Source organism: Bdellovibrio reynosensis (genome assembly GCF_022814725.1).
Classification (GTDB): domain Bacteria; phylum Bdellovibrionota; class Bdellovibrionia; order Bdellovibrionales; family Bdellovibrionaceae; genus Bdellovibrio; species Bdellovibrio reynosensis.
On record NZ_CP093442.1, the window covers coordinates 2,314,966 to 2,335,806 of the forward strand.

The following is a 20,841-nucleotide window of genomic DNA, read 5'->3' on the forward strand; positions in this document are numbered from 1 at the left end:
CTAGCCAGCTTTCAAAGCAGGCGTTGCTTGCGCAATCGCTTTGCTTAGTTTTTCCTTTAAACCTGCAGGAGTAAATGGTTTAGTTACATAGCCAGAAACACCAAGAACGACAGCCTCTTTCACTTGTGACGCTTCAGTTTCAGCAGTAACAAGATAAAAAGGAGTTTTAGCGATTGTTGGTGTAGAACGAACATGCTTAAGCAAGTCGATACCTTTCATCACTGGCATATTCCAGTCAGAAACTATCAAGTTATACGGCTTTCCTTCAGCGATTGCTTTTTGAACCAATTCCCAAGCCAAAGCACCATTTTCTGCTTCACTTACTTGGAAAGAACCAAGTTCAGTCAGTGCCTTCATCACAATTTTTCTCATGGAGCGCATGTCGTCCACTACTAAAATTTTTAATTCCATATTCAAAACCCCCCGGTTTTTTAAGCTGTTTTATTAAATACTGATTTAAGTTGATAAAAAATAGCGCCCATCGCGTCTTTTTGTTCGAAGTCCTGGGAAATGCCGATCATGCTTTCCCCAGCGCCCATCACAAGAAGACCATTGGACTCAAGTTGATTAGTCAGACGAGAAATAATCTCTTTCTTCGCTTCAACTCGTTGATAAATTAAAACGTTACGGCAAAGAATTAGATCAAACGTACCAACTTGACGGAAAGATTCACGCAAGTTCACGCGGCCCGTTTTTACCCTTGATCTTAAGTTAGTATTCACTCGGTAATTGCCATCACCTACCGGTGTGAAATGCTTTTGCAATTGCGTTGGAGTCAAGCCACGGCCGACTTCCAAAGTGGAATAAGTAGCTTCTTCCACACGACGAAGTGCTTTAGCAGAGATATCACTGGCAAAGATTTCATAATCAAAGGTGCTGTTGGTTTTCGCGAACTGATCACAGATCATCGCCAAAGAATAAGCCTCTTGCCCCATACTGCTGGCAGCTGACCAGAAACGAAGCTTCTGACCGGGCTTTTGCTTTATAAGGTTTGGAATGATTTCCTGCTCAATAGCGGTGAACAAACGCGCATCGCGGAAGAATGAAGTTTCGTTGTTGGTCGCTGAATCGATCAACAATTGCTTCAACTGGCCAACCGCACCTTCTTGAACTTTACTGTAAAGTTCATCGATGCCGTTAAATTTCATCGTACGCACAATTTCTTCCAGACGATTCTGCAACTGAAAGTAATTTTCCTGGGAATAGATGATTCCCAATTCTTTTTCAATCCATTGTGCAAAATAGGATAAGCGAGGATCTGTCATTAGGCCGCCCTAGGGACTGTTTTTCCCGGTTGATTTCTAGAGGTGATTTCATCTAAAGATGAATAAATTCGGTGGTATGTGCTTTTGTTTTCGGACCACCATGCTTCTTCACTTCCGTTGGCGCTGGTCTTATCAGCAAGATCCCAAAGAACTGTTAAAGACTCATCTGCAACTGGCCAAAGGTTATCCCAACCAGATTGCTCAGAGTTAGATTCAGCTTGAACCTGAATGGTAGAACAAATTTTTTCGACTAATTTTTCTGAAGCTTCAGCGCGGATAAATCTAAAGATACCTTTTAAGCAGCTAAGTTCCTTCACCAGGTTACTAGCATGCATGCGGCGATTCTCAGAATCTTCCTTCACTTGAGCCATTAAAACTTGGATTTCAAAACGCGATTCATCCAAAGGCGTTGCGCTTAAACTATCAAAAAATGCTGGCTCTGATTTTTCGAATTTAAAATCATGGTCATTTTTCAATTGGTCCGCCGCAAGGTTATGAAAGAAATCTTGAAGAGCTTGGGTTAATTGGTCAGAGTCCATAAGACCCTTTTTTATGAAGATTTGTCCAATCGGTTCACGCTGCTCATCAACGATCTGTTGAACTTTGGCTTCAAGCTGTGCCGTCCAGATATTTAAAATGCGGCAAGCACGCACAAAATCAACTTTGTGTTTAGTTTGATATTTTAAAGCTTTTAATAAATCGGCGTGGCCTAATAATCCATGCTTGTGCAGCACTTCGGGAACAGAAGGCAACACGGACAATTGCTCGATCACTGATTCAAGCAGTTGTTGTTCTGACAGAAGGCCTTTTTCTACTAGGAATTCCCCAAATAACTTCATGTAGCCTTCCTTTTTAAAATTGAACTTGATTGCTCAATTAAAAAACTTCTCATCTCTTCTAGACTCAATTGCTTATCAAAAGCGCCCGAGTCAGCGACCGCTTTAGGCATGCCATACACAACACAAGTTTCCTTGTCCTGAATTACCACGCCGCCACCCGCCTTCTTAATGGCTAAAGCACCTTCACGACCGTCCGCACCCATTCCGGTGAAAACAAAGCCCAGCAGGTTTTGACCGTAAATCTCTGCAGCACTTTCAAATAGATTATCGACGGCGGGACGAACCGACTGACGTTGGGGACCTTGATCTAATTTAATTTGTAAGTTTCCGCCTAAGCCCTTCACTACGCGCATGTGATAGTTGCCCGGAGCGATATACACGCGGTTAGGCTCTACCAGTTCTAAGTCTTTCGCTTCTGCGACTTTCAAACCCGAAAGCTCACTCAATCTTTCGCCCAATGCGGCGGTAAATACCGGAGGCATGTGTTGCACGATAAAAATAGGCACATTGATTTGAGTGTTAAAGTTGGTAAAAACTTTTTCAAGAGCCGTCGGACCACCCGTTGAGCTACCAATAACGATGGCTTTTGTTAAAAAGGTATTCCATCTAATTGGCGGATATGAAACTGGGGGCGGCGTACTTGATAAAGAATTAGGAGCCGCAGTACTTATTGTCGTCGTACTGCGGTCCGTGTGAATAAGCCCTGCAGAGAAGGCCAATTCAATTTTTGGTAATAATAGCGACCTGATTTTTTCACTTAATCCTCCAGGGGATTGAAGCTCCTCAGGGGTGAAGTTTGGCTTTTGCACGAAATCAAAAGCACCACGGTTTAAGGCTTTTAAGGATGCAAGGGCACTGCCTTTAGTAGCACCGGCAAACATAATCGTTTTCACTTTTATGTTGTGCTTATTCATAGCATCTAAAAGCTCTAAACCGTTCATTTCAGGCATTTCAACATCTACAATCGCAAGATCGATCTGCTTTTCCTTAAGCATGGTCAAAGCGATGGCACCGTTCTGGGCAGTACCCACAACTTCAATCCCTGGGGCAGCCCTAAGGGCTGCCGACAACTGGGAACGCATCACTGATGAATCATCGACGATCAAGATCTTACGCATAGTTTAGCCTTAAGCGGACTGAGCCTTGTTAACGATTGCTTTAAGTCTTTCAGCTAAGGCATTCAATTCTTGGGAAGCAAACAATGTTTGCTCTGCACTTGCCTTACTTTCGTTTGAAGCACCTGATACAACCTTGATGATTGTCGCGATGCTATCAACGCTCTTCGTTGACTCAAGAACAACACGTGATACTTCGTTCGTAGTTGCAGTTTGCTCTTCTACCGAAGCCGCAATCGCACCTGCGATTGAATTTAATTTATCCATTGCTTGAGAGATTCCAGAAATTGCTTCTACCGCATTTTTAGAATCACCTTGGATAGCACCGATTTTGTTCGTGATATCTTCAGTCGCTTTTGCAGTTTGTTTAGCAAGTTCTTTAACTTCATTCGCAACAACCGCGAAACCTTTACCAGCGTCACCAGCACGAGCCGCTTCGATCGTCGCATTTAGCGCCAACAAGTTAGTTTGTTGAGCAATGGAGCTGATCACTTTGATCACGTTGCCGATTTCCTGGCTGCTAATACCAAGTTGCATGATTGTTTTGTTAGTTTCTTGCGCGCGTTGCAATGTCATTTTAGACATTTCAGCAGATTCATTTGCTGAACGAGCGATCTCACGGATAGATGCAGCCATCTCTTCAGTGTTTGTAGCAACAGTCTTAACACCGCTAGCTACTTCACTTGCAGAGTTAGAAGCCAAGTGAGATTGTTCGTTCGTGTGAACTGCTGTGTTAGACATTTGAGTTGCAGTCGCTGTTAATTCACCCGCTGCTGCAGCCAAATTGTTTGCAGTTTCTTCCATAGACTTGATCATCATCTTAACTTGAGTGATGTCAGTTGCGTATTTAACAACTTTATATGGTCTGCCGTTCATGTCGAAGATTGGATTATAGGAAGCTTGGATCCAAATTTCTTTACCACCTTTACCAAGGCGACGATATTGGCCAGCATCAAATTCACCATTGTTAAGTTTAGACCAGAAGTGACTGTATTCCATTGAATTCACCAAAGCTGGGTCGCAAAACATTTTATGATGTTTGCCTTGGATTTCTTTCATTTCGTATCCAAGAGTTTTTAGGAAGTTCTCATTGGCCGAGGTAATTGTGCCATCCATGTTGAACTCAATAACTGCCTGAGCTTTATTAATGGCAGTAATTTTTCCTTCAAAATCCGCAGTCTTAAGTTTTTGCGCAGTGATGTCGACTGCGAACTTAACTACTTTGAATGGTTTTCCATTCATATCATAAATTGGATTGTATGAAGCTTGAATCCAAATCTCTTTACCACCTAGGCCCACGCGTTTGTATTCACCTGAGTCGAATTCCCCGCGGTTTAACTTATCCCAAAGCATGCGATATTCAGGAGAGTTTGCATAGTTCGTCTCACAGAACATTCTGTGGTGTTTACCTTGAATGTCGCGCAAATCATAACCAACTGTTTTGCAGAAATTTTCATTTGCTGTAATAACAGTACCATCCATATTAAACTCAATAACTGCTTGGGCTTTTGATATGGCTTGTACTTTTCCTTCATAATCAGAGTTCTTAAGCTTTTGCGCAGTGATATCTGTCGCAAATTTAACAACTTTAACTACCTTGCCATTGTCGTCATAGACTGGGTTGTATGATGCGTGAATGTAAATTTCACGACCGCCATTTGCATAGCGTTTATATTCAGATTGTTCAAACTCTCCGCGATTCAACTTATCCCAGAAAGCGCGATATTCAAAACCGCTCGTATAGGCAGGATCACAGAACATTCTGTGGTGTTTACCAACGATGTCCTTAAGCTCATAACCCATAGCTTTACAGAAGTTTTCATTCGCCGTGATGATCGTACCATCCAAGTTGAACTCAATAACTGCTTGAACACGGTGAATTGCTTCTACCGTACTTTTAAGATCGTTAAAGCTCATATCGTGGTTTAATTTCTCTGCTGTTGCCTTGCTCATATCCGTTACGTCCTTTTGTTGTTAAAAATTTTAATTTTGTTCTTTAATGTTTAATTCTTGATAAATACGTTCAATACCAATCACGCTCAGAATCGAGTCGTGTGTTTTATAAACCCCATCCATAAATTTCTTTATAGAGTTGTCTACAGTGTCTGGCGTTGGTTCAAAGTCAGCTTGTGATACTTCCATCACATCGCCGATTCTATCCACCAGAAGCGACAGTAGATTCCCGTCAATACGGCAAACCACTGTCATCTTTTCATCTGCATCATTTTTCATAAGTCCAAACAATTCGCGTAAACCAATCGCCGTAGCGATTTGCCCACGAAGGTTAATCAAGCCCTTAATAAAATCCGGCGCCAAACGAATCAAAGTCAGAGGCATAGGTTTGGTAACCTCTTGCACTTGTGTGACATCGATTCCGTAAAGACGGTCGGCCAAATAAAACGTGGCGAACTGGCGGGTTTCTTCATGACGTAGTGTTTGTGCCATTTATTATCCTGCCTTCTTAAAAATGTGTTTATCGATAGCCTGAATCAAAGAGTCAGGATTTAGCTTTTCTAGATAAGCATTAAAACCAGCTTCCAAGCCTTCTTTAAGACTTCTATCGTCGTATTTCGTCGTCAGAGCTAAAAGAACGATGTCCTTCCAGCTTTCGTCTTTTCTGATTTTTCCTGCCAATTGAAGACCGTTCATTTTTGGCATTTCGATATCAGATATAATCAAAGACACTTCGTGACGTGGCATTTCTTCTAATTTTAAAATTGCATCAGAACCGTCAATAGCTGTGATGACTGTATAACCCGCTTTTTCAAGGTGGGTTTTTACGTGCTTTCTAAAGAAAGCATTGTCTTCCGCATACAAGATGTTGTGGCGACGGCGTTGAATAGCATCAACCACAACTTCTGGAGTTCTAGCATCATGGCTTCTGGCTTGCGGGATAAGTTCATCAATAATTTGTAAGCTATCAACGATAACGATGATTTCTTTTTCAATTAGCACGTTACCAAGAATGCCTTTTTTATCAGAGAACGCAGATTCAACGTTCGCCTCCGTTTGCAGAACATCTAAAATCTCGGTGACCTCGATACCGAAGTATTGGCCATTCTTTCTTGTCACGATCACCGGAAGGATTTCGCCTTCTGACTTTGATGGCTCTGCATGATAGCCCAAAAAGCTATTCAATGAAATCAGAGGCAAAATAGATCCACGGTAATGAATAACTCGAGTATCCCCAGATTTTTGCACATCTGAAGTTTTAAATTCTTCAAGACGGTGTACAAGGTCCAACGGAATAGCATGACGTGCTTGAGAATTAAGTCTGAACAACAAGAACTCTTGCGTTTCAACTCCACGAGTCCCTGCACTGATTGAGTTTTGGTTTAAAGCCTCGTGTTGGCTTGACATCAGGCTAAGGCGTTGAGCGATACCCATAACATCTAAGATTAAGGCAATCGAACCGTCACCAAGAACTGTAGCACCTGAATATACATTCACTGATTTTAGGAAACGAGCCAATGGCTTCACCACGATATCCGCAGTGTCCACGACTTCATCCACAATCAAACCGAAAAGCTGTCTTTCAGCTCTTACGACGACGATGTTAATAACATCAGGAAGTGACTTAGCTACTTCATTTTTAGAGCAGAAGCCTAGCAATGACTTCATGTTCACCAACGGCAATAAGTTGCCGCGCAAACGATAAAATGCATTGCCTTGAAGATATTCAATGTGGCTTTCAGAGTTTGAATTATCAACACGCACTAATTCAACAAGCTTCACTTGCGGAATTGCGTAACGATCGTCATCGCAACGAACGATCATCGCTGGTACGATTGCCAACGTCAGAGGGATTTTAAGGCGAATCGTAGTGCCTGCACCTTGCGTACTATGAAGTTCTACGACACCACCGATTTTATCGATGTTACTGCGAACCACATCCATACCCACACCGCGACCTGAAATATTGGTCACTTGGGCAGCCGTTGAAAAGCCAGGAGCAAAGATCAAGTTATGAACTTCTCTTTCGCTTAAGGCAGCCGCTTTATCCGGAGTAATAAGACCTTTTTCTAAAGCCTTATTTAAAATTTTATCTTTGTGTAAACCACGGCCGTCATCGCTAATTTCGATGACAACTTGTCCACCTTCGTGGAAAGCGCGAACTGTGATGTGTCCCGTCTCGGCCTTACCGGCTTGACGACGCTCTTCTGGAGTCTCCATTCCGTGGTCACAAGAATTTCTAATAATATGTGTTAATGGATCTTTCACAGCTTCAAGCAAAGTTTTATCTAATTCTGTTTCAGTACCTTGAAGGTGCAATTCCATTTTCTTATTTAGGTCACGGGATAAATCGCGCACCAGGCGTTGGAACTTATTTAAAATATTTCCAATCGGCTGCATGCGGGTCTTCATCATTTCGTTTTGAACTTCAGTAGTCACAACATCCAAGCGTTGGCTCAAGTTTAAAAACTCAAGATTGTCTTCTTTACTTGAATACTGAAGAACCTGGTTACGAACTAAAACCATTTCGCCCATTAAAGTCATAAGACGGTCTAACAACGAAACTGGAACACGGATGCTGCTTGATGGATCAGAGCTATTTGCATCATCACCTTGAGCCGGGGCAGCACTTGCTGTCGGAGCCGCAGCTGCTTTTGTAGCAACTGGTTTTGCAATTACAGCTGGCGCCGGTTTCGCTTCATTCTTAACCGGCTCATGTACTGGATTTGATTTCACCTCAGAAACTACAGTAGAGATCTGTGAAATCTCTGCTTCGATACTTTCAATCAGTGACGGATCAATAGATAAAGCAGAATGATGATCTTCGGCGCTTAGGTCAGACGCAGATGATTTTTCAACCATTTCGTTGAGTTCAGCGTTTTCTTTCATTGGATGAAGTTCGCCACCTACAGACTTGATTGATGAATCCACCATTTGCGGAACGATGGTTTCTACATCTTTTTGGCTCTTTTCAGTTTTCTCTCTGCGAAGCTCGACCATCTTGGCAATAACGTCGATCCCCTTATACAGAAGTTCGATTAGATCGTTACTCAAAGCACCGTGGTCATCACGTACCGGCTCCAATCGTGTTTCCATCACATGTGCGATGTTTCCGATTGGATTAAAGCCAAAAAGAAATGCGGATCCCTTTAATGTATGAATGTCACGATAGAGCTCGTCGACTACTGCATTTGTGAAGTCGCCTTTTTCCATTAGGGCGAGGTTAGAAGAAATTCGTTCTCCTAGGTCGTCACACTCCTGCCAAAATTCTTTCAGACCTAGCTCAAGATCGTCTTTTACATCCGACATTTGTTATTCCCGTCGTCAAAGATTGAACAAAATTATACGGCAGAGAATTTTTCGGGTTTCTGTTTTAATACTTGAGTGCTAAGTATTCGCTTTTTAGCTTGGAAAACGTCGAACATTCATAACTAGACTTATGTTGGGCCTGTTAAAGATTAATAAAAAGAAATGTTAGCCATCGTACTTTAGTTCCCCGAACATGTGTCCGATCCAGCTCTGGAGCAAGGGGACCAAAATGAGTGCAGACAACGAAGAATTAAATGAATTTTTCTTGGAAGCTCGCGAGCTATTAGATTCTGCTGAAGAGAATCTTTTAAACCTCGATGACGGCCAGGAATTCAATGTTCATTATGATGCGATTTTCAGAGCACTCCACAATTTAAAAGGTTCAGCTGGTATTTTTGAACAGTTGACCCTTCAAGAACATGTGCATCTTATTGAGACAGCCTTCACACAGCAAAAGGAAGCAGGCTCACTTTCCCCTGAACTGGTCGATTATTTTCTTAAAGGTTGTGATCACGCCCGCAAAATTATTGATGATCCATCAACGGCATCGTTTGCTATGGCATGTCCCGATGGCAGCGGAGCGATGTTCTTTCAGCATGACACGGCACCAGCAGCAGTAGAAGAAGTCGCTGCTCCAGAATTAACTTTAGTAGCGACTGGAGCACCAAAGGTTGAAGCAGTTAAACCTGCTCAAGCAAAAACACCAGTAGCGCAAATCCATTCCGGCGATCCACTAAAAGCCGTGGTCGCATTAATGTTTCGCTATTACCCTGAGCTAGACAGCCACTTTGCAAGTCATGGTCGCCATGAGGACCGCGAAGTTCTGCGCTTTGAACTTCAGGCCTTATTAAATTCTATAAAAAAATCTGCCTAATTCTTATTACGGAGCTTGGGGTACGTAATCAACTTCGATCGTACCTTGATTCGTGGTGATGACTTCATCCCTCACCTTGCCTGGTTCTTCGGGATAATTTGAAATGTCGATTTGTACAGAGTCGACAGTGTTTTTTGCTTTCGGATTTTTGCGAGGACCTTGAACAATCACAGTCATAAAAACTCCTATAAAAAAAGGGTCATCTACTTTCAGCAAATGACCCTTTTATAATTAAACTTTGTGAGGATGGTCAGGATTGTCGTGCGATTTTTCCATCTTATCGCCGGCATCATGGATTTTCTGACCAAGCTTGCCAGCACCCATATCAGAAAGTTTGTGCCCTAGTTTTTCTAAGGCATTGCCAACTTTATCTGCAAAAGAACTTTTTCGTGGTAGTGGTTGATTGGGATTAGCCATAAAACCCCCTTTCACCACTTATTTTCGCACTTGATCAGAGCGCATCAAACAAAGCAGTGCGGTTTCTTGTGAATCAGCACCTAAAATTTCAGTCACAAGTTAGACCATGATCTAATATTTTAATTTTTTTTAATAGCAGTGCCAGGTTTCAAAATCCGTGACTCGTTCTTCAGTGGCATCAATCTCAATGCGCATTCTGCAGTCGCCAGTATCATCGAAATAACTTAGCTCAACGACACCTTTTATGATTGCATGATTAGGAAGCTCACCAGCTGCTCCTTCTACGTTCGTGTTATCAGCAACACAAGCCATCAGAGTTTTACGATCTTTAATCGCCGAACAGCTTTGCACTCTTTGACCGTCACCATTGGCAATCACTGTCTCAGCACCAAGCATAATGATGTGCTGTTTGGTTAAAGCGGCTGATGCAAAAGAGCCCAGGAATAAAGTCGCTGCACAGGCCAACGCAGAAATATACTTCATGGATTTTCCTCCCCGATGATTTTTTTAATTTTTAATTTCTATCACGAAGAAGAAAGGCTGATGCGCAGATTCAGATTTTCAGTAAAGATACAAATTTCAAAATTGCCCCTCGGTAATCTGGATTATTCAAAGCGCCATGTAACAAAAAAGAACGTCAATTCGCTAGTAGGCATAAGTCAAAATCTTCGTCATTCAATTGGAACTAGAAGCTTATAAGCAGGCCCCACCCTTGCAATACTCATCACGTAGAAACCATGAAGAGCATCATGGCTCAAGGGGATACAGTGTTTAAGAGCTTATTACTTTTATCGATCTCAGTTCTTTGTCTCAATTTCGCACAAGCTCGTGTCCTGTGTTCTGCTACTTCTTGCAAAGCAGAAGCGATGCCCCTTTTAAATCAGATGGATAAATCGATCACAGCTAAATACAAAAATATGGGCTGCATTCCGACAGCCAGCGCTATGATCATGGAAGAAGTTTTTTCGACAAAAACAGATATTGAGGCGGGTACCCTTTTAGATCGTATGTATAAAGCCAATCCTTACCAAGAAACCCTATTGCTCGGTCAGGATATGAAAACGACGGCAGTGAATGGCACTTACATGAATGATGCTGCTGAGACTTTTAAAAGAATTGCGACTCAATTTAAGCGCGATGCTGCTGCCGTTTACGTGCAAAGTAAAGATAAAGAAATTACTGCCAATGTTCTTTTTAGTGAAATGAAAAACAAAGCCGTATTACAAATTTCTCGTGGCCTTTATCAGCCTAAATGCACAGTGATGGCAAGCGGTCGCAAGACTTGCAGTTTTACTCGCGATGGTGGGCATGGTCTAGCGGTTAAAGAAGCTTCTGCAACTCAAGTGACATTCCATGACCCAGGTAATTTCGCACCAGTTTCTAAATTGCCGCGTTTGACTGAAGATCCAGTCTTTAAAAATGTAACTTTGGTTATGTCGTACAGACACCCAAACAGTTCAGCAAGAATCATGTTTCCTGCTAATAAAGTTTATCCAAACAATCCTATTCGCTTAGTAGAAACTTATACTGGTATCAGAATTCGCTAATTCCTAATCAGGATCTTATTTGCCTCTAAGGTCCCGATGAATTTCATCTGCTGACTGCGGGAAGACCGCATACAAAGTAGATACAAGGTTAGAGCGCATATTTCTGTTCTGCTGCTTTCGCAAAACTTCCTTCACTCCGGACGAACAAGACTTATAATCCTCGCAGTTCTTTAGATAAATCTCAAAAGCCACGACAATTGGAATGAAGCTAGGATCCGTTGATAAAGCTCTATTTTCCTCTGCCTCACTTGTAGCTTTTTCGGCGTCACCGGTATCAGGCGGTGCAAAAACAATAGTTTCTTTCAAAGCCGCATCGGCAATTTCTGGATCTTTGACATCTGAAACCATTAAATCTAAAACTTCCACTCGCTCAAAACTACCCGCACCCCTTGCTTGCAGCTCGCGATAATAATCCCAAAGTACTTCTTTATAATTTGGTAAAGATTTAAGTTCATCGCGCAAGGCCTGAGCCTCATCTGCTTTTTCTGGATTGTTAGTAAGACCGCGGGAAATAGTAATGAGGCTGATAAGTTTTTTTCTTTCTGAAGCGAATGGATGGGAAGGCGCAACTTCACGAACAGCGGAGGGAACGACTTGATCTTTATAATTCGTTTCTAAGACCGAGTTTTCCTCTGTAGATATTGAAGCTTGCGAAGATACGACCTCAGACTTAGGACGATTCCAAAAAAAATATCCAACCAGAAATATTACAATAATGAAGACACTTATACGCATAGCTCATTGTACGGATGAATCCTTAAGGCTCAATAAAATTTGAGCAGTAACAGTGTGCCTTTGTTGATATTTACCATCCGTAGCTTTGCAGCTGTGACTATTCAAAGCGACTTTCGGCATAATGGAACAGAGCGATCATCAACTTTAGGAGAAGCTATGAATTCATCGAACTCAGGCAACAGCAAGTCCGTGTGGATGACCACACAGAAAACACCTAAATTCTCGAAATTGACCCAAGATCTCAGTGTAGATATCTGCGTGGTTGGCTCTGGAATTGCGGGTTTAACTTCAGCCTACCTCTTGATGAAAGAAGGTAAAAAGGTCTGTGTGCTTGAGTCGCTGGAATTAGCAAGTGGGCAATCAGCCAGAACGACTGCGCACTTTGTAACAGCTTTAGATGATCGTTATTTTGAAATAGAAAAATATCATGGCGAAAAAGGCGCGCGCCTAGCTGCCGAAAGCCACAGAGCTGCGATAGCGAGAGTCGAAAAAATAGTCCGTGATGAAAATATTGAATGCGAAATGCAACATACAAATGGCTATCTCTTTGCACAAAATGATCCAGATACTGATGTGTTAAAAAAGGAATTAGATGCTTGCTTGCGCGCAGGTCTTAATGATGTGCAACTGGTCGACAGGTCCCCGATTGAATCCTTTAACACAGGCCCATGCCTTAAGTTTTCAAATCAAATGCAGCTTCATCCAATGAAATACCTATTGGCGTTAGCTGAAATCATTGTGAAAGGTGGCGGCCTTATTTTCACAAACACCCACGTTAAAGAAGTTCATGGAGGCGAAGAAGCCTTCGTAAGAACCGAGGACGGTAAACGCATTCTTTGTGATTCTGTTGTTGTCGCTACCAATACTCCAGTGAACGATCTATTTGCCATTCACACTAAGCAGGCACCCTATCGCACCTACGTATTAGGAATGAAAGTTCCAAAGGGCTCAGTTCCACATGGACTTTACTGGGATACCCTAGATCCTTATCACTACATCCGCTTAGAAAAAGGCGAAGAAGCTGCAGAAGAAATTCTGATCGTCGGCGGCGAAGACCACAAAACAGGGCAAGATGATCACCCTGAAATAAGATTCCTGAATTTAGAATCTTGGACTCGCGAAAGATTCCCGATGGCCACTGATGTGGTCTACAGATGGTCGGGACAAGTCATGGAACCTGTCGATGGCATGGCTTATCTTGGCCACAACCCGATGGATAAAAACAACGTTTTCATCATCACCGGAGATTCAGGTAACGGCATGACCCACTGTACGATCGGAGCGATGCTGATTGCCGATCAAATCATGGAAAGAGAAAATCCGTGGGAAGACTTATACAAGCCCAATAGAATTTCTTTGAAAGCCACCCCTGAATTCTTAAAAGAGAACGGCAACGTGGCAGCTCAGTACGCTGACTGGTTTAAGGCAATGCCGATGCCGCACTTCAATGATCTTGCGCCTGGTGAAGGAACTGTTTTTCGAGACGGTTTAAGAATGATTGCTGCATACAAAACCGAAGACGGAAAAATGGAATACATGTCTGCAACCTGCACTCACTTAGCCGGAGTTGTTCACTGGAATGGTGTAGAAAAGTCTTGGGACTGCCCGTGCCATGGTTCAAGATTTGATGCCCATGGAAATGTCATTGAGGGGCCCGCAATAAGTGATCTTAAAAAATTAGATACAAGTCACGAAGAAGTGTTAAATGAAAAGGTTATCTCAAGAAAACAAAAAAGTAATGTCGAACAAAACATACAAAAAGATAAGCCAACAAATTTTCACTAACTAAAGGTTGACCAAAGTAGGTTTACTAGGTGTGATTTATGTACTTTATAAAAAGGAGTTTTAGTATGTTGCGTTCAATGGTTATCGCATCTTTGTTGTTATCTGCAGTTGCGCAAGCTGCTCCAGAAGAAGGTAGTTCCCACGGTCCTACAACTTATCAAAGCGAATTCTTTTTTCAGTCTCCAGCGGGTCACAGTGATATCACTCCAAAGATTGGATATACTGCTGCAACAACTGAAGAAGAAAATGCTACTGACGAAACCACGAGCTCGGGTTATTCATTAGGCGTAGCTTATGAATACGGAATTAATGAAATGTGGGCTGTTGAGTTCGGTATTAATTATGCAACCGCAGAGTACGAAACGGGTGCAGTTAAAACAAAAAACACAGGCATAATGAATCCAGAACTATTATTCAAAGGCACATCTGCAATGGGCTGGGGAAGCTTGCACTATGGAGTTCTAGCGGAATTTGCAATCGAAAATGCCAAGGCTGCATCCGCATCAGATGATGGAAATCTTTCTACGGGCGGACATGCGCTAATGCCTTACGTGGGTGCTGCAATGGGCGTTGGCACTGGAATTCTTGGTGGTCGTTTAAGCTACGAATACAAGTTAGACAGAACCCTTGAGGATGCCGCTGGTAATGAAGTGACAATCAAAGATGGTCATGAACTTGGCTTGGCTGTTTTCTACGAACAAATGATGGCCGACGTATTGTTAGGTGCTGCTATTACGCAATTCTCAGAAGCCGCTATCAATGATGAGGATGGAAATGAACTTGAAGAGTCTGGCTCTATGACTCGCTTGTCATTGTATTCAAGAATCCCAATGGAAACTTGGTCACTGATTCCACGTTTTGATTATGACTTGTCAAAATCACACCACGACAAATACAACGTAATGCTATTCACAGTAGCAGCACGTATCCCGCTATAAATCGAAGAATATAATTAACGATCCAAAAGGAGCTGCATGGAAACTGCAGCTCCTTTTTTTATTTTTATTTACTCGAAAAATTTATCCTTCACCCTAGGATACAACCCAAAGGAAGCACCAAACACTAAGTGCGCAGCCCAATCCCACATTAGCGGCACTTCTTGATTCCAGAAGTCAGCTCCGTGCAAAGTCTTCATAAGAAACGGAATCAGAATAAAGGGTCCTACCATTGATATAACTCCGACTGTCAGTCCTAAAAATAAGGAAGTGCTGGGTGTATTGACTGAAAATTTCTTAGCTAAAAGGCCAAAGACAAATCCCCAGAGCAGCGCTGGTCCCGCTTGATGAAGAACTAAACCCGCTAGCACAGCACCAAAGTGCAACCCCTCTAAGGCTGCTGACCCAACAGCCATAGAACCGATAACCTGCACTGGAAAAAGTGGCCCTTTTCCTAAAATAAGAGTGAAGACAGCCATCACGACAACGGCCATTATTAATCCTGCGATTTGCCCTGTGATTATTCCCGATAGAATGCTCTTTGATTCTTCCCTCATTTCAGCGTGAGTCTTTAAAGTGTTTTCCATTTTGAAATTCCTTTTTTATGTTGTTCTTTTCTTCCCCTATTTTCTGCTTTAGAATAAAAACAGTAAATCCTGTTTAAACTGTTTAAATAAAAGGGATGGTTATGAGATCTCTGCATAAAAACCAACAGAGTATTTTACAGTTCTTACTTGCACATCGTACTGGTGCGACACTTGATGAATTATCGGCGCACTTAAAAATCACGAATACAGCCACCAAAGAACACGTCCTGAAACTTTTAGATCAAGGCTACTTAACTTTTGAAGATTCCAAAGGAAGTGTAGGTCGACCACGCAGAAGATATTTGCTTTCAGAAGTAGGACACGACGCTTTTCCAAAACAATATTCGTGGTTATCAAATAGCTTACTAGCTCTATTGGTTGAGGACATGGGTTCAGAGGGCACAAGCACCTTAATGAAATCACTGGCTGATAAAGTTGCTGTATCGATGAAAGATAAATTTGCGAATGCATCGTCCACTGCAGAGTTGTTAGCAAAAATAGCTGAGGCCATGAACGATTTAGGTTATCAAACGGTTTTAAAACAAAGTGATATCAGAAAAGGCGCTGTTTTAGAGGCGACAAACTGTGTTTATCACTCCGTCGCTAAACAGCATCCAGAGCTTTGCGCCTTTGATATTCAGCTATTAAAAAATGTTTCTAATCTTAACGTCCGACTTGAAAAGTGTATTGCAAGAGGAAATGATGTCTGCCGCTTCTGCCTTACAAAAAATAAATAAGGCTTAAATAAACAGTGATCGGAGATGTTTTGTATCTCAATTTGGGAACATTATTGTCCCGAATTTAGAAGAAAACAGGAAAAAGTTTTAACCGCACTCCCCCTTTAGTATCCTAATTACTCTCGGGGGAAAAATGTCATTTTTGCGCGTTTCAACAATGGCTTCGCTATTATTTACTCTATCAACCTATTCAGCTAATGCGTCACCTGCTTCAAAAATCATCGGCAGTATCACCTCACTGACATCTCAGTCTGATGGCAGCGTTATCATTGCTGGTTGGGCCTGTGATATGACCATTGCTAAGAGCATTGATGTTCATGCCTATGCAGTGAATGCAGCTGGATATAAAGGTTCGGTTCTGATTGGCAATAGCAAAGCGAACTTACCTTCGGATGCTGCAGCTTCTACTGCTTGTAAAACTTTAAAAATTCCCCACGGTTTTCAAATCAAAGTGGAAAAATCAGTCGTTAAAAGTTACTTAGGAAAAAAAATATACGTTCACGGTCTTTCAGTATCAGGCGGACTGAACTATACAGTCTCTAGATCAGGCGGATATTCATTACCAACGAAAATTGTAGAAGCCCCAGCTCCTGCGCCAGCTCCTACACCGGCACCTGCCCCGGGCCCGGCTCCAGTTATTAAAACTGGTACATTTGATGCTACTTGCTACTTAGCCCGTTATCCTGACGTGAAAACTTCAACCTATGCTAAAAATCCAAAACTTCATTGGGAAAAAATCGGCCAAAAAGCTGGTCGTTACCCAGGTTGTGAAATTGGCGCTAGTGCAAGTAATTCAATGACAGTAGGAATTACACCAGGCCGTTTTGCTGGTTCAATCACGTCATTAAAGTGGAACAATAAAGAGTTCATTAATATCTGGGACCACGGTCGTCAGCTGCAATCAGCTATGCAAGTAGATGGCTATGCAGAATGTAACAACCCTACTGAAGCTGGTTCAGAAGCAGATCATAAAAAACAAACATCGACTTCAGTTCTTTCAAATATTTCGTTTGCTTCAGAAAAATCATTTACGACAGACACAATGATGGCTTACTGGTCAGCCAAAAGAGTGACTGGCGCCTGTGTAAAAGGAAAAGATCCCCGTGTAACAACACCACTTTCAAAACACTCGCTGCAAAGAACAGTGACCGTCGGTTACAAAAACGATGAACAAATTGCAAAGATGTCGATGACTTTTAAAAGTCCACGCGAAGAAGTAACCAGCGGTTTCACTTATGAGTTCTTAACAGGCTATCTAAATGATGAGTTCTCAGAATTCTACGCACTTAGCGGAGCTGAGTTATCAAAAGTAACAAAACTAAATGACATCTCTGGCTCAGGCTTTCCAAATGGTTCTTACCATACCGGCACTAAACTGCCATCAGCCATGGCTAACAAATCCGGAAGCCACGCTATGGGTGTCTACTTCCCAATGAGCCAGCTAGCAAAATGTAAAGTAGGCTTCCATGGTTACAACCTTTACCGCTTCAACCTTGGCGGCTCAGGCGCTAACGGCAACGGAACTAATAAATGGTCCCTAGCTGTGAACGAAAACTTAAATTCATCATGTATCGTCGCCGACGGCCCGAACTACAGCCGTACTTTTGATGTGTACGTAGTTGTAGGAACAATTGATCAAGTAAAAGAAAAGTTGATCAAACTAAGAACAGAACTTCCATAACAAGATTTTTGAACTTGAAGTAAGGCCCGCATAGCGGCGGGTCTTGGCAAGCCGAAGCCCCTAGCGAAGGCTGCGGCTCTCTTCATTTTTGGATAATCAAATTCCAAACTCCGGCGGGTACTCAACCTTACCACTGGCATCCTTAAGCGCCCCTTCAGTCAATTCAACTGCCATGAACGCATCATCAGGAACTTCAAACGGAGCAGTAATTCCAAACTGCGAAGCCTTCACATACCCAAAGCGAGGATAATACCCAGGATGACCAACCAAAATAACCGATGAGTATCCAAGCTTCTGAGCAAGACGATGACCTTCCTTAATTAAGGAAGCACCAATCCCCATCTTCTGATAACGAGGATGGACAGAAACAGGAGCAAGCGCCAACGAATCAACGACTTTCCCACCAGCACAATGAATTTTAATTTTAGTAAATAAGATGTGACCCGCAATCACCCCATCAGCTTTAGCTACCAAAGCCAACTCAGGAATATAAGCCAATGAATCACGAAGTCGACGAACAAGATTATGTTCATCCCCATCAGTAAACTCAGCAGCAGAAAAAGCCTCTAGCACAAGTTTAGAAATACCTTCGTAATCAAATGGTGTTTCGGGATTGATTGTTAGTTCCATGATTTATGTTAGCACTGGGGGCTTCTTCGAATGCAAATCAAAAAAAAACTAACAAGCCGCCAGGTCCGCCTCCGAAAGCTACGGCGGGACATCCTTCGCGTGCTAGACACTTCATGTATTTTAACTTTGAAAAACCCAGGGCTCGCCAAGCCGTAGCCCGCAGGGCGAAGGATGGTAGGGGGCGAGGGACTTGAACCCCCGATCCGCCGGTTATGAGCCGGCTGCTTTAACCAACTAAGCTAGCCCCCCAAAAAAGAGATAAACAAAGACTATCAAATCACAGAACTTCCCGCAACCACCCCAGCATGACTCTAACGCGCGCAAGCGCCAGAATTTAAGGCGCTGGTGATTGGATTTATGAAGCGATAACTCACGGGCGGATTGAACAAATTTAACTTTCTTAGATCGCAGCCTGAAACAAGGCTCTACGGTTTAAAAAGCAAAGGCCTTGCTAGGAGTCTTTCGCAAGCGACCTTCGGCCCCGCCTGGATGGCGGTATCGCGGCCGATTGAGCCAGGATGGCGTGTCGCTGAAGAAAGAGGCCTAGCAAGGCCTTTGCTTTTTAAACCGTAGAGCCGGCTTCGTTAAAGACTAGCTATCTACGAAAGCCTTAAGTTTGTTCGAACGAGAAGGATGACGAAGCTTTCTTAAAGCTTTCGCTTCGATCTGACGGATACGCTCACGTGTTACGTTGAAGTCTTGTCCCACCTCTTCAAGAGTATGGTCAGATTCTTCCCCGATACCGAAACGCATACGAAGGACTTTTTCTTCTCTTGGAGTCAAAGTCGACAATACACGGCGAGTTTGTTCAGCAAGGTTCAGGTTCACAATCGCTTCTGCAGGATTGATAACCTTTTTGTCCTCGATAAAGTCACCCAAGTGTGAATCTTCTTCTTCACCCACTGGAGTTTCCAAAGAAATTGGTTCTTTGGCGATTTTTAGAACTTTACGAACTTTATCAACTGGCATGTCCATTTTATCTGCGATCTCTTCAGGGGTCGGCTCACGGCCTAGCTCCTGAATAAGGTAACGAGATGTACGAACAAGTTTGTTGATCGTTTCGATCATGTGAACAGGGATACGGATTGTACGAGCTTGGTCAGCAATCGCGCGAGTGATCGCTTGACGGATCCACCAGGTCGCATAAGTCGAGAACTTGTAACCACGACGGTATTCGAACTTATCAACGGCTTTCATCAAACCGATGTTACCTTCCTGGATTAGATCCAAGAATTGAAGACCGCGGTTGGTGTACTTTTTCGCGATCGAAACCACTAGACGCAAGTTTGCTTCTACTAGTTCAGATTTCGCGGCATCAGCTTCACGCTCACCTTTCCAGATGGCTGTGTAAGTTTCCTTAACCCAGTTGTGATTCATTTCTGTTTCAGAATCTAGGCGGCTGATACGTTTTTCAGCTTCTTGAGCTTGTAATACGTAGGATTTGAATTTTTGGTAATTCAAACCAGTATCACGAGTCATTCTTGTTAATTCTTTTTCGTTCGCATCGATCAACTTCATACGTTCTGCCATCGCAGTGACGTCTTTAGAGAACGTGCGCTCTACCCCGTCTTTAATACGACGGCGAAGAGTCCCGATACGGCTTACCAAGTTTTTGAACTTGATAACGACACGGTTGATTGTCTTACGGTTGAAGTTCACTGATTCAAAGTTCGCCATAAGTTTGTCATTCATCGCGACAAGTTCTTTCATGGCAGCTTGACGAGCAGGAGTGTTCGTTTCTTCTTTACGAAGAACCGCGAACTGCTTTTCAGACGCTTTTTGGTATTCAGTTACTTTACCGATAAGCTCATGGATTTTATCGATGTATTCTTTTTCGTCGTACTGAGTGTCTTCGTCCTCAAGACCACGGAAGATCGATTTAACTTTGATACGGCCTTCATCAAGACGTTTACCAAGTTGAATGATTTCGTAAGTACCTAAAGGTGATAAAAGAATCGCGCGAACGATTTCACGCTCCCCTTTTTCGATACGACGAGCGATCTCAACTTCACCCTCACGAGTAAGAAGTGACACGCTACCCATTTTACGCAAATAAAGGCGAACTGGATCGTTCCCTTTTACATCTTCGCTTTCGGCTTTTTCTTCTTCATCGACTTCTTCGTCTTCGGAATCAACGCTTTCAAGGAAAGCGCCTTCGCCCTCTTCTTCTTTCGAAGTTTCAGACAAGTCTGAAATAACTACACCACCAGCCTCAAGTCCTTGCATGAAGGAATCAAGTACTGAAGGGGCAATAATTTCCTGAGGCAGAAGGTCGTTGATCTCTTCGATCGTCAACGCACCCTTCTCTTTAGCAAGCTTCAGAAACTTCTGAATTTCCTCTTTAATTAAGGATTCTTGCTCTTGCAGGGAAAGAACTTTTACCGGTTCATTCCCGTTTTTGTTTGGTAGGTTCGGTTTCATTAATACCCCGC

Annotated in this window: 20 protein-coding genes and 1 tRNA gene; 6 read left to right on the forward strand and 15 right to left on the reverse strand. The window is 42.7% G+C overall.

Going from position 1 to position 20,841, the window contains the following annotated elements; translation table 11 throughout:
* The 7 genes from MNR06_RS10790 to MNR06_RS10820 are packed head-to-tail and all read right to left on the reverse strand — an operon-like array spanning position 1 to position 8,481.
* Positions 1-411: a response regulator gene (locus tag MNR06_RS10790; protein ID WP_243535909.1), complete on the reverse strand. Its 411-nt coding sequence runs from the start codon at positions 409-411 to the stop codon at positions 1-3.
* A 20-nt stretch (positions 412-431) separates the two neighbouring features.
* On the reverse strand, positions 432-1,265 hold the full coding sequence (locus tag MNR06_RS10795) for a CheR family methyltransferase (RefSeq protein WP_243535911.1): 834 nt from the start codon (positions 1,263-1,265) through the stop codon (positions 432-434).
* A complete protein-coding gene (locus MNR06_RS10800; protein ID WP_243535913.1) occupies positions 1,265-2,104 on the reverse strand; it encodes a hypothetical protein in 840 nt (279 codons plus the stop codon). The genes MNR06_RS10795 and MNR06_RS10800 overlap by 1 nt, the downstream gene beginning before the upstream one ends.
* Entirely contained in the window at positions 2,101-3,222 is a 1,122-nt protein-coding gene (gene cheB / locus MNR06_RS10805; RefSeq protein WP_243535915.1) for a chemotaxis-specific protein-glutamate methyltransferase CheB, read from the reverse strand. Before cheB ends, MNR06_RS10800 begins: the two co-directional genes overlap by 4 nt.
* A 9-nt stretch (positions 3,223-3,231) precedes the next feature.
* Positions 3,232-5,172: a methyl-accepting chemotaxis protein gene (locus MNR06_RS10810; RefSeq protein ID WP_243535917.1), complete on the reverse strand. Its 1,941-nt coding sequence runs from the start codon at positions 5,170-5,172 to the stop codon at positions 3,232-3,234.
* A 30-nt stretch (positions 5,173-5,202) separates the two neighbouring features.
* Positions 5,203-5,664, reverse strand: coding sequence for a chemotaxis protein CheW (locus MNR06_RS10815; protein ID WP_243535919.1), 462 nt, complete (start codon positions 5,662-5,664; stop codon positions 5,203-5,205).
* 3 nt (positions 5,665-5,667) lie between these two features.
* A complete protein-coding gene (locus MNR06_RS10820) occupies positions 5,668-8,481 on the reverse strand; it encodes a chemotaxis protein CheW (protein ID WP_243535921.1) in 2,814 nt (937 codons plus the stop codon).
* A gap of 229 nt (positions 8,482-8,710) precedes the next feature.
* Here MNR06_RS10820 and MNR06_RS10825 point away from each other — a divergent pair, with 229 nt between their 5' ends.
* A complete protein-coding gene (locus tag MNR06_RS10825) occupies positions 8,711-9,355 on the forward strand; it encodes an Hpt domain-containing protein (RefSeq protein WP_243535923.1) in 645 nt (214 codons plus the stop codon).
* Positions 9,356-9,361: 6 nt separating this feature from the next.
* Here the strand turns inward: MNR06_RS10825 and MNR06_RS10830 are convergent, their stop codons facing one another.
* The 3 genes from MNR06_RS10830 to MNR06_RS10840 form a co-directional block, all read right to left on the reverse strand.
* Positions 9,362-9,532 (reverse strand): hypothetical protein, encoded by a 171-nt coding sequence (locus MNR06_RS10830; protein ID WP_243535925.1) that lies wholly within the window; start codon positions 9,530-9,532, stop codon positions 9,362-9,364.
* 54 nt (positions 9,533-9,586) lie between these two features.
* Entirely contained in the window at positions 9,587-9,772 is a 186-nt protein-coding gene (locus MNR06_RS10835; protein WP_243535927.1) for a hypothetical protein, read from the reverse strand.
* A gap of 129 nt (positions 9,773-9,901) precedes the next feature.
* Positions 9,902-10,255 (reverse strand): hypothetical protein, encoded by a 354-nt coding sequence (locus MNR06_RS10840; RefSeq protein ID WP_243535928.1) that lies wholly within the window; start codon positions 10,253-10,255, stop codon positions 9,902-9,904.
* 254 nt (positions 10,256-10,509) lie between these two features.
* On the opposite strand from MNR06_RS10840, the gene MNR06_RS10845 reads away from it, so the two are divergent.
* Positions 10,510-11,319 (forward strand): hypothetical protein, encoded by an 810-nt coding sequence (locus MNR06_RS10845; RefSeq protein WP_243535930.1) that lies wholly within the window; start codon positions 10,510-10,512, stop codon positions 11,317-11,319.
* Between the two features lie 15 nt (positions 11,320-11,334).
* On the opposite strand, the gene MNR06_RS10850 is transcribed toward MNR06_RS10845, so the two are convergent.
* Entirely contained in the window at positions 11,335-12,054 is a 720-nt protein-coding gene (locus tag MNR06_RS10850; RefSeq protein WP_243535932.1) for a hypothetical protein, read from the reverse strand.
* Positions 12,055-12,210: 156 nt separating this feature from the next.
* Between MNR06_RS10850 and MNR06_RS10855 the strand changes: the two genes are divergently transcribed.
* Together MNR06_RS10855 and MNR06_RS10860 are read left to right on the forward strand one after the other, a co-directional pair.
* The gene (locus MNR06_RS10855; protein ID WP_243535934.1) at positions 12,211-13,839 is read left to right on the forward strand and encodes an FAD-dependent oxidoreductase; all 1,629 of its coding nucleotides are present in this window, start codon (positions 12,211-12,213) and stop codon (positions 13,837-13,839) included.
* Positions 13,840-13,904: 65 nt separating this feature from the next.
* Entirely contained in the window at positions 13,905-14,777 is an 873-nt protein-coding gene (locus tag MNR06_RS10860; protein ID WP_243535936.1) for a hypothetical protein, read from the forward strand.
* Positions 14,778-14,845: 68 nt separating this feature from the next.
* Here MNR06_RS10860 and MNR06_RS10865 read toward each other — a convergent pair whose 3' ends face one another.
* Complete coding sequence (locus tag MNR06_RS10865; RefSeq protein ID WP_243535938.1) at positions 14,846-15,361, reverse strand: hypothetical protein; 516 nt, start codon at positions 15,359-15,361, stop codon at positions 14,846-14,848.
* 101 nt (positions 15,362-15,462) lie between these two features.
* Here MNR06_RS10865 and MNR06_RS10870 point away from each other — a divergent pair, with 101 nt between their 5' ends.
* Together MNR06_RS10870 and MNR06_RS10875 are read left to right on the forward strand one after the other, a co-directional pair.
* The gene (locus tag MNR06_RS10870) at positions 15,463-16,098 is read left to right on the forward strand and encodes a helix-turn-helix transcriptional regulator (protein ID WP_243535940.1); all 636 of its coding nucleotides are present in this window, start codon (positions 15,463-15,465) and stop codon (positions 16,096-16,098) included.
* A gap of 133 nt (positions 16,099-16,231) precedes the next feature.
* Positions 16,232-17,779: a hypothetical protein gene (locus tag MNR06_RS10875; protein WP_243535942.1), complete on the forward strand. Its 1,548-nt coding sequence runs from the start codon at positions 16,232-16,234 to the stop codon at positions 17,777-17,779.
* Between the two features lie 96 nt (positions 17,780-17,875).
* On the opposite strand, the gene MNR06_RS10880 is transcribed toward MNR06_RS10875, so the two are convergent.
* The 3 genes from MNR06_RS10880 to rpoD form a co-directional block, all read right to left on the reverse strand.
* The gene (locus MNR06_RS10880) at positions 17,876-18,409 is read right to left on the reverse strand and encodes a GNAT family N-acetyltransferase (RefSeq protein ID WP_243535944.1); all 534 of its coding nucleotides are present in this window, start codon (positions 18,407-18,409) and stop codon (positions 17,876-17,878) included.
* Between the two features lie 172 nt (positions 18,410-18,581).
* A tRNA-Met gene (locus MNR06_RS10885) sits at positions 18,582-18,658 on the reverse strand.
* A 342-nt stretch (positions 18,659-19,000) separates the two neighbouring features.
* Positions 19,001-20,830, reverse strand: coding sequence for an RNA polymerase sigma factor RpoD (gene rpoD, locus MNR06_RS10890; RefSeq protein WP_243535946.1), 1,830 nt, complete (start codon positions 20,828-20,830; stop codon positions 19,001-19,003).
* Between the last annotated feature and the right edge of the window lie 11 nt (positions 20,831-20,841).

Bases quoted from the DNA above. Each gene is read 5' to 3' on its own strand.
- MNR06_RS10790 (WP_243535909.1), bottom strand. From the start codon at position 411: ATGGAATTAAAAATTTTAGTAGTGGACGACATGCGCTCCATGAGAAAA.
- MNR06_RS10795 (WP_243535911.1), bottom strand. From the start codon at position 1,265: ATGACAGATCCTCGCTTATCCTATTTTGCACAATGGATTGAAAAAGAA.
- MNR06_RS10800 (WP_243535913.1), bottom strand. From the start codon at position 2,104: ATGAAGTTATTTGGGGAATTCCTAGTAGAAAAAGGCCTTCTGTCAGAA.
- cheB (WP_243535915.1), bottom strand. From the start codon at position 3,222: ATGCGTAAGATCTTGATCGTCGATGATTCATCAGTGATGCGTTCCCAG.
- MNR06_RS10810 (WP_243535917.1), bottom strand. From the start codon at position 5,172: ATGAGCAAGGCAACAGCAGAGAAATTAAACCACGATATGAGCTTTAAC.
- MNR06_RS10815 (WP_243535919.1), bottom strand. From the start codon at position 5,664: ATGGCACAAACACTACGTCATGAAGAAACCCGCCAGTTCGCCACGTTT.
- MNR06_RS10820 (WP_243535921.1), bottom strand. From the start codon at position 8,481: ATGTCGGATGTAAAAGACGATCTTGAGCTAGGTCTGAAAGAATTTTGG.
- MNR06_RS10825 (WP_243535923.1), top strand. From the start codon at position 8,711: ATGAGTGCAGACAACGAAGAATTAAATGAATTTTTCTTGGAAGCTCGC.
- MNR06_RS10830 (WP_243535925.1), bottom strand. From the start codon at position 9,532: ATGACTGTGATTGTTCAAGGTCCTCGCAAAAATCCGAAAGCAAAAAAC.
- MNR06_RS10835 (WP_243535927.1), bottom strand. From the start codon at position 9,772: ATGGCTAATCCCAATCAACCACTACCACGAAAAAGTTCTTTTGCAGAT.
- MNR06_RS10840 (WP_243535928.1), bottom strand. From the start codon at position 10,255: ATGAAGTATATTTCTGCGTTGGCCTGTGCAGCGACTTTATTCCTGGGC.
- MNR06_RS10845 (WP_243535930.1), top strand. From the start codon at position 10,510: ATGAAGAGCATCATGGCTCAAGGGGATACAGTGTTTAAGAGCTTATTA.
- MNR06_RS10850 (WP_243535932.1), bottom strand. From the start codon at position 12,054: ATGCGTATAAGTGTCTTCATTATTGTAATATTTCTGGTTGGATATTTT.
- MNR06_RS10855 (WP_243535934.1), top strand. From the start codon at position 12,211: ATGAATTCATCGAACTCAGGCAACAGCAAGTCCGTGTGGATGACCACA.
- MNR06_RS10860 (WP_243535936.1), top strand. From the start codon at position 13,905: ATGTTGCGTTCAATGGTTATCGCATCTTTGTTGTTATCTGCAGTTGCG.
- MNR06_RS10865 (WP_243535938.1), bottom strand. From the start codon at position 15,361: ATGGAAAACACTTTAAAGACTCACGCTGAAATGAGGGAAGAATCAAAG.
- MNR06_RS10870 (WP_243535940.1), top strand. From the start codon at position 15,463: ATGAGATCTCTGCATAAAAACCAACAGAGTATTTTACAGTTCTTACTT.
- MNR06_RS10875 (WP_243535942.1), top strand. From the start codon at position 16,232: ATGTCATTTTTGCGCGTTTCAACAATGGCTTCGCTATTATTTACTCTA.
- MNR06_RS10880 (WP_243535944.1), bottom strand. From the start codon at position 18,409: ATGGAACTAACAATCAATCCCGAAACACCATTTGATTACGAAGGTATT.
- rpoD (WP_243535946.1), bottom strand. From the start codon at position 20,830: ATGAAACCGAACCTACCAAACAAAAACGGGAATGAACCGGTAAAAGTT.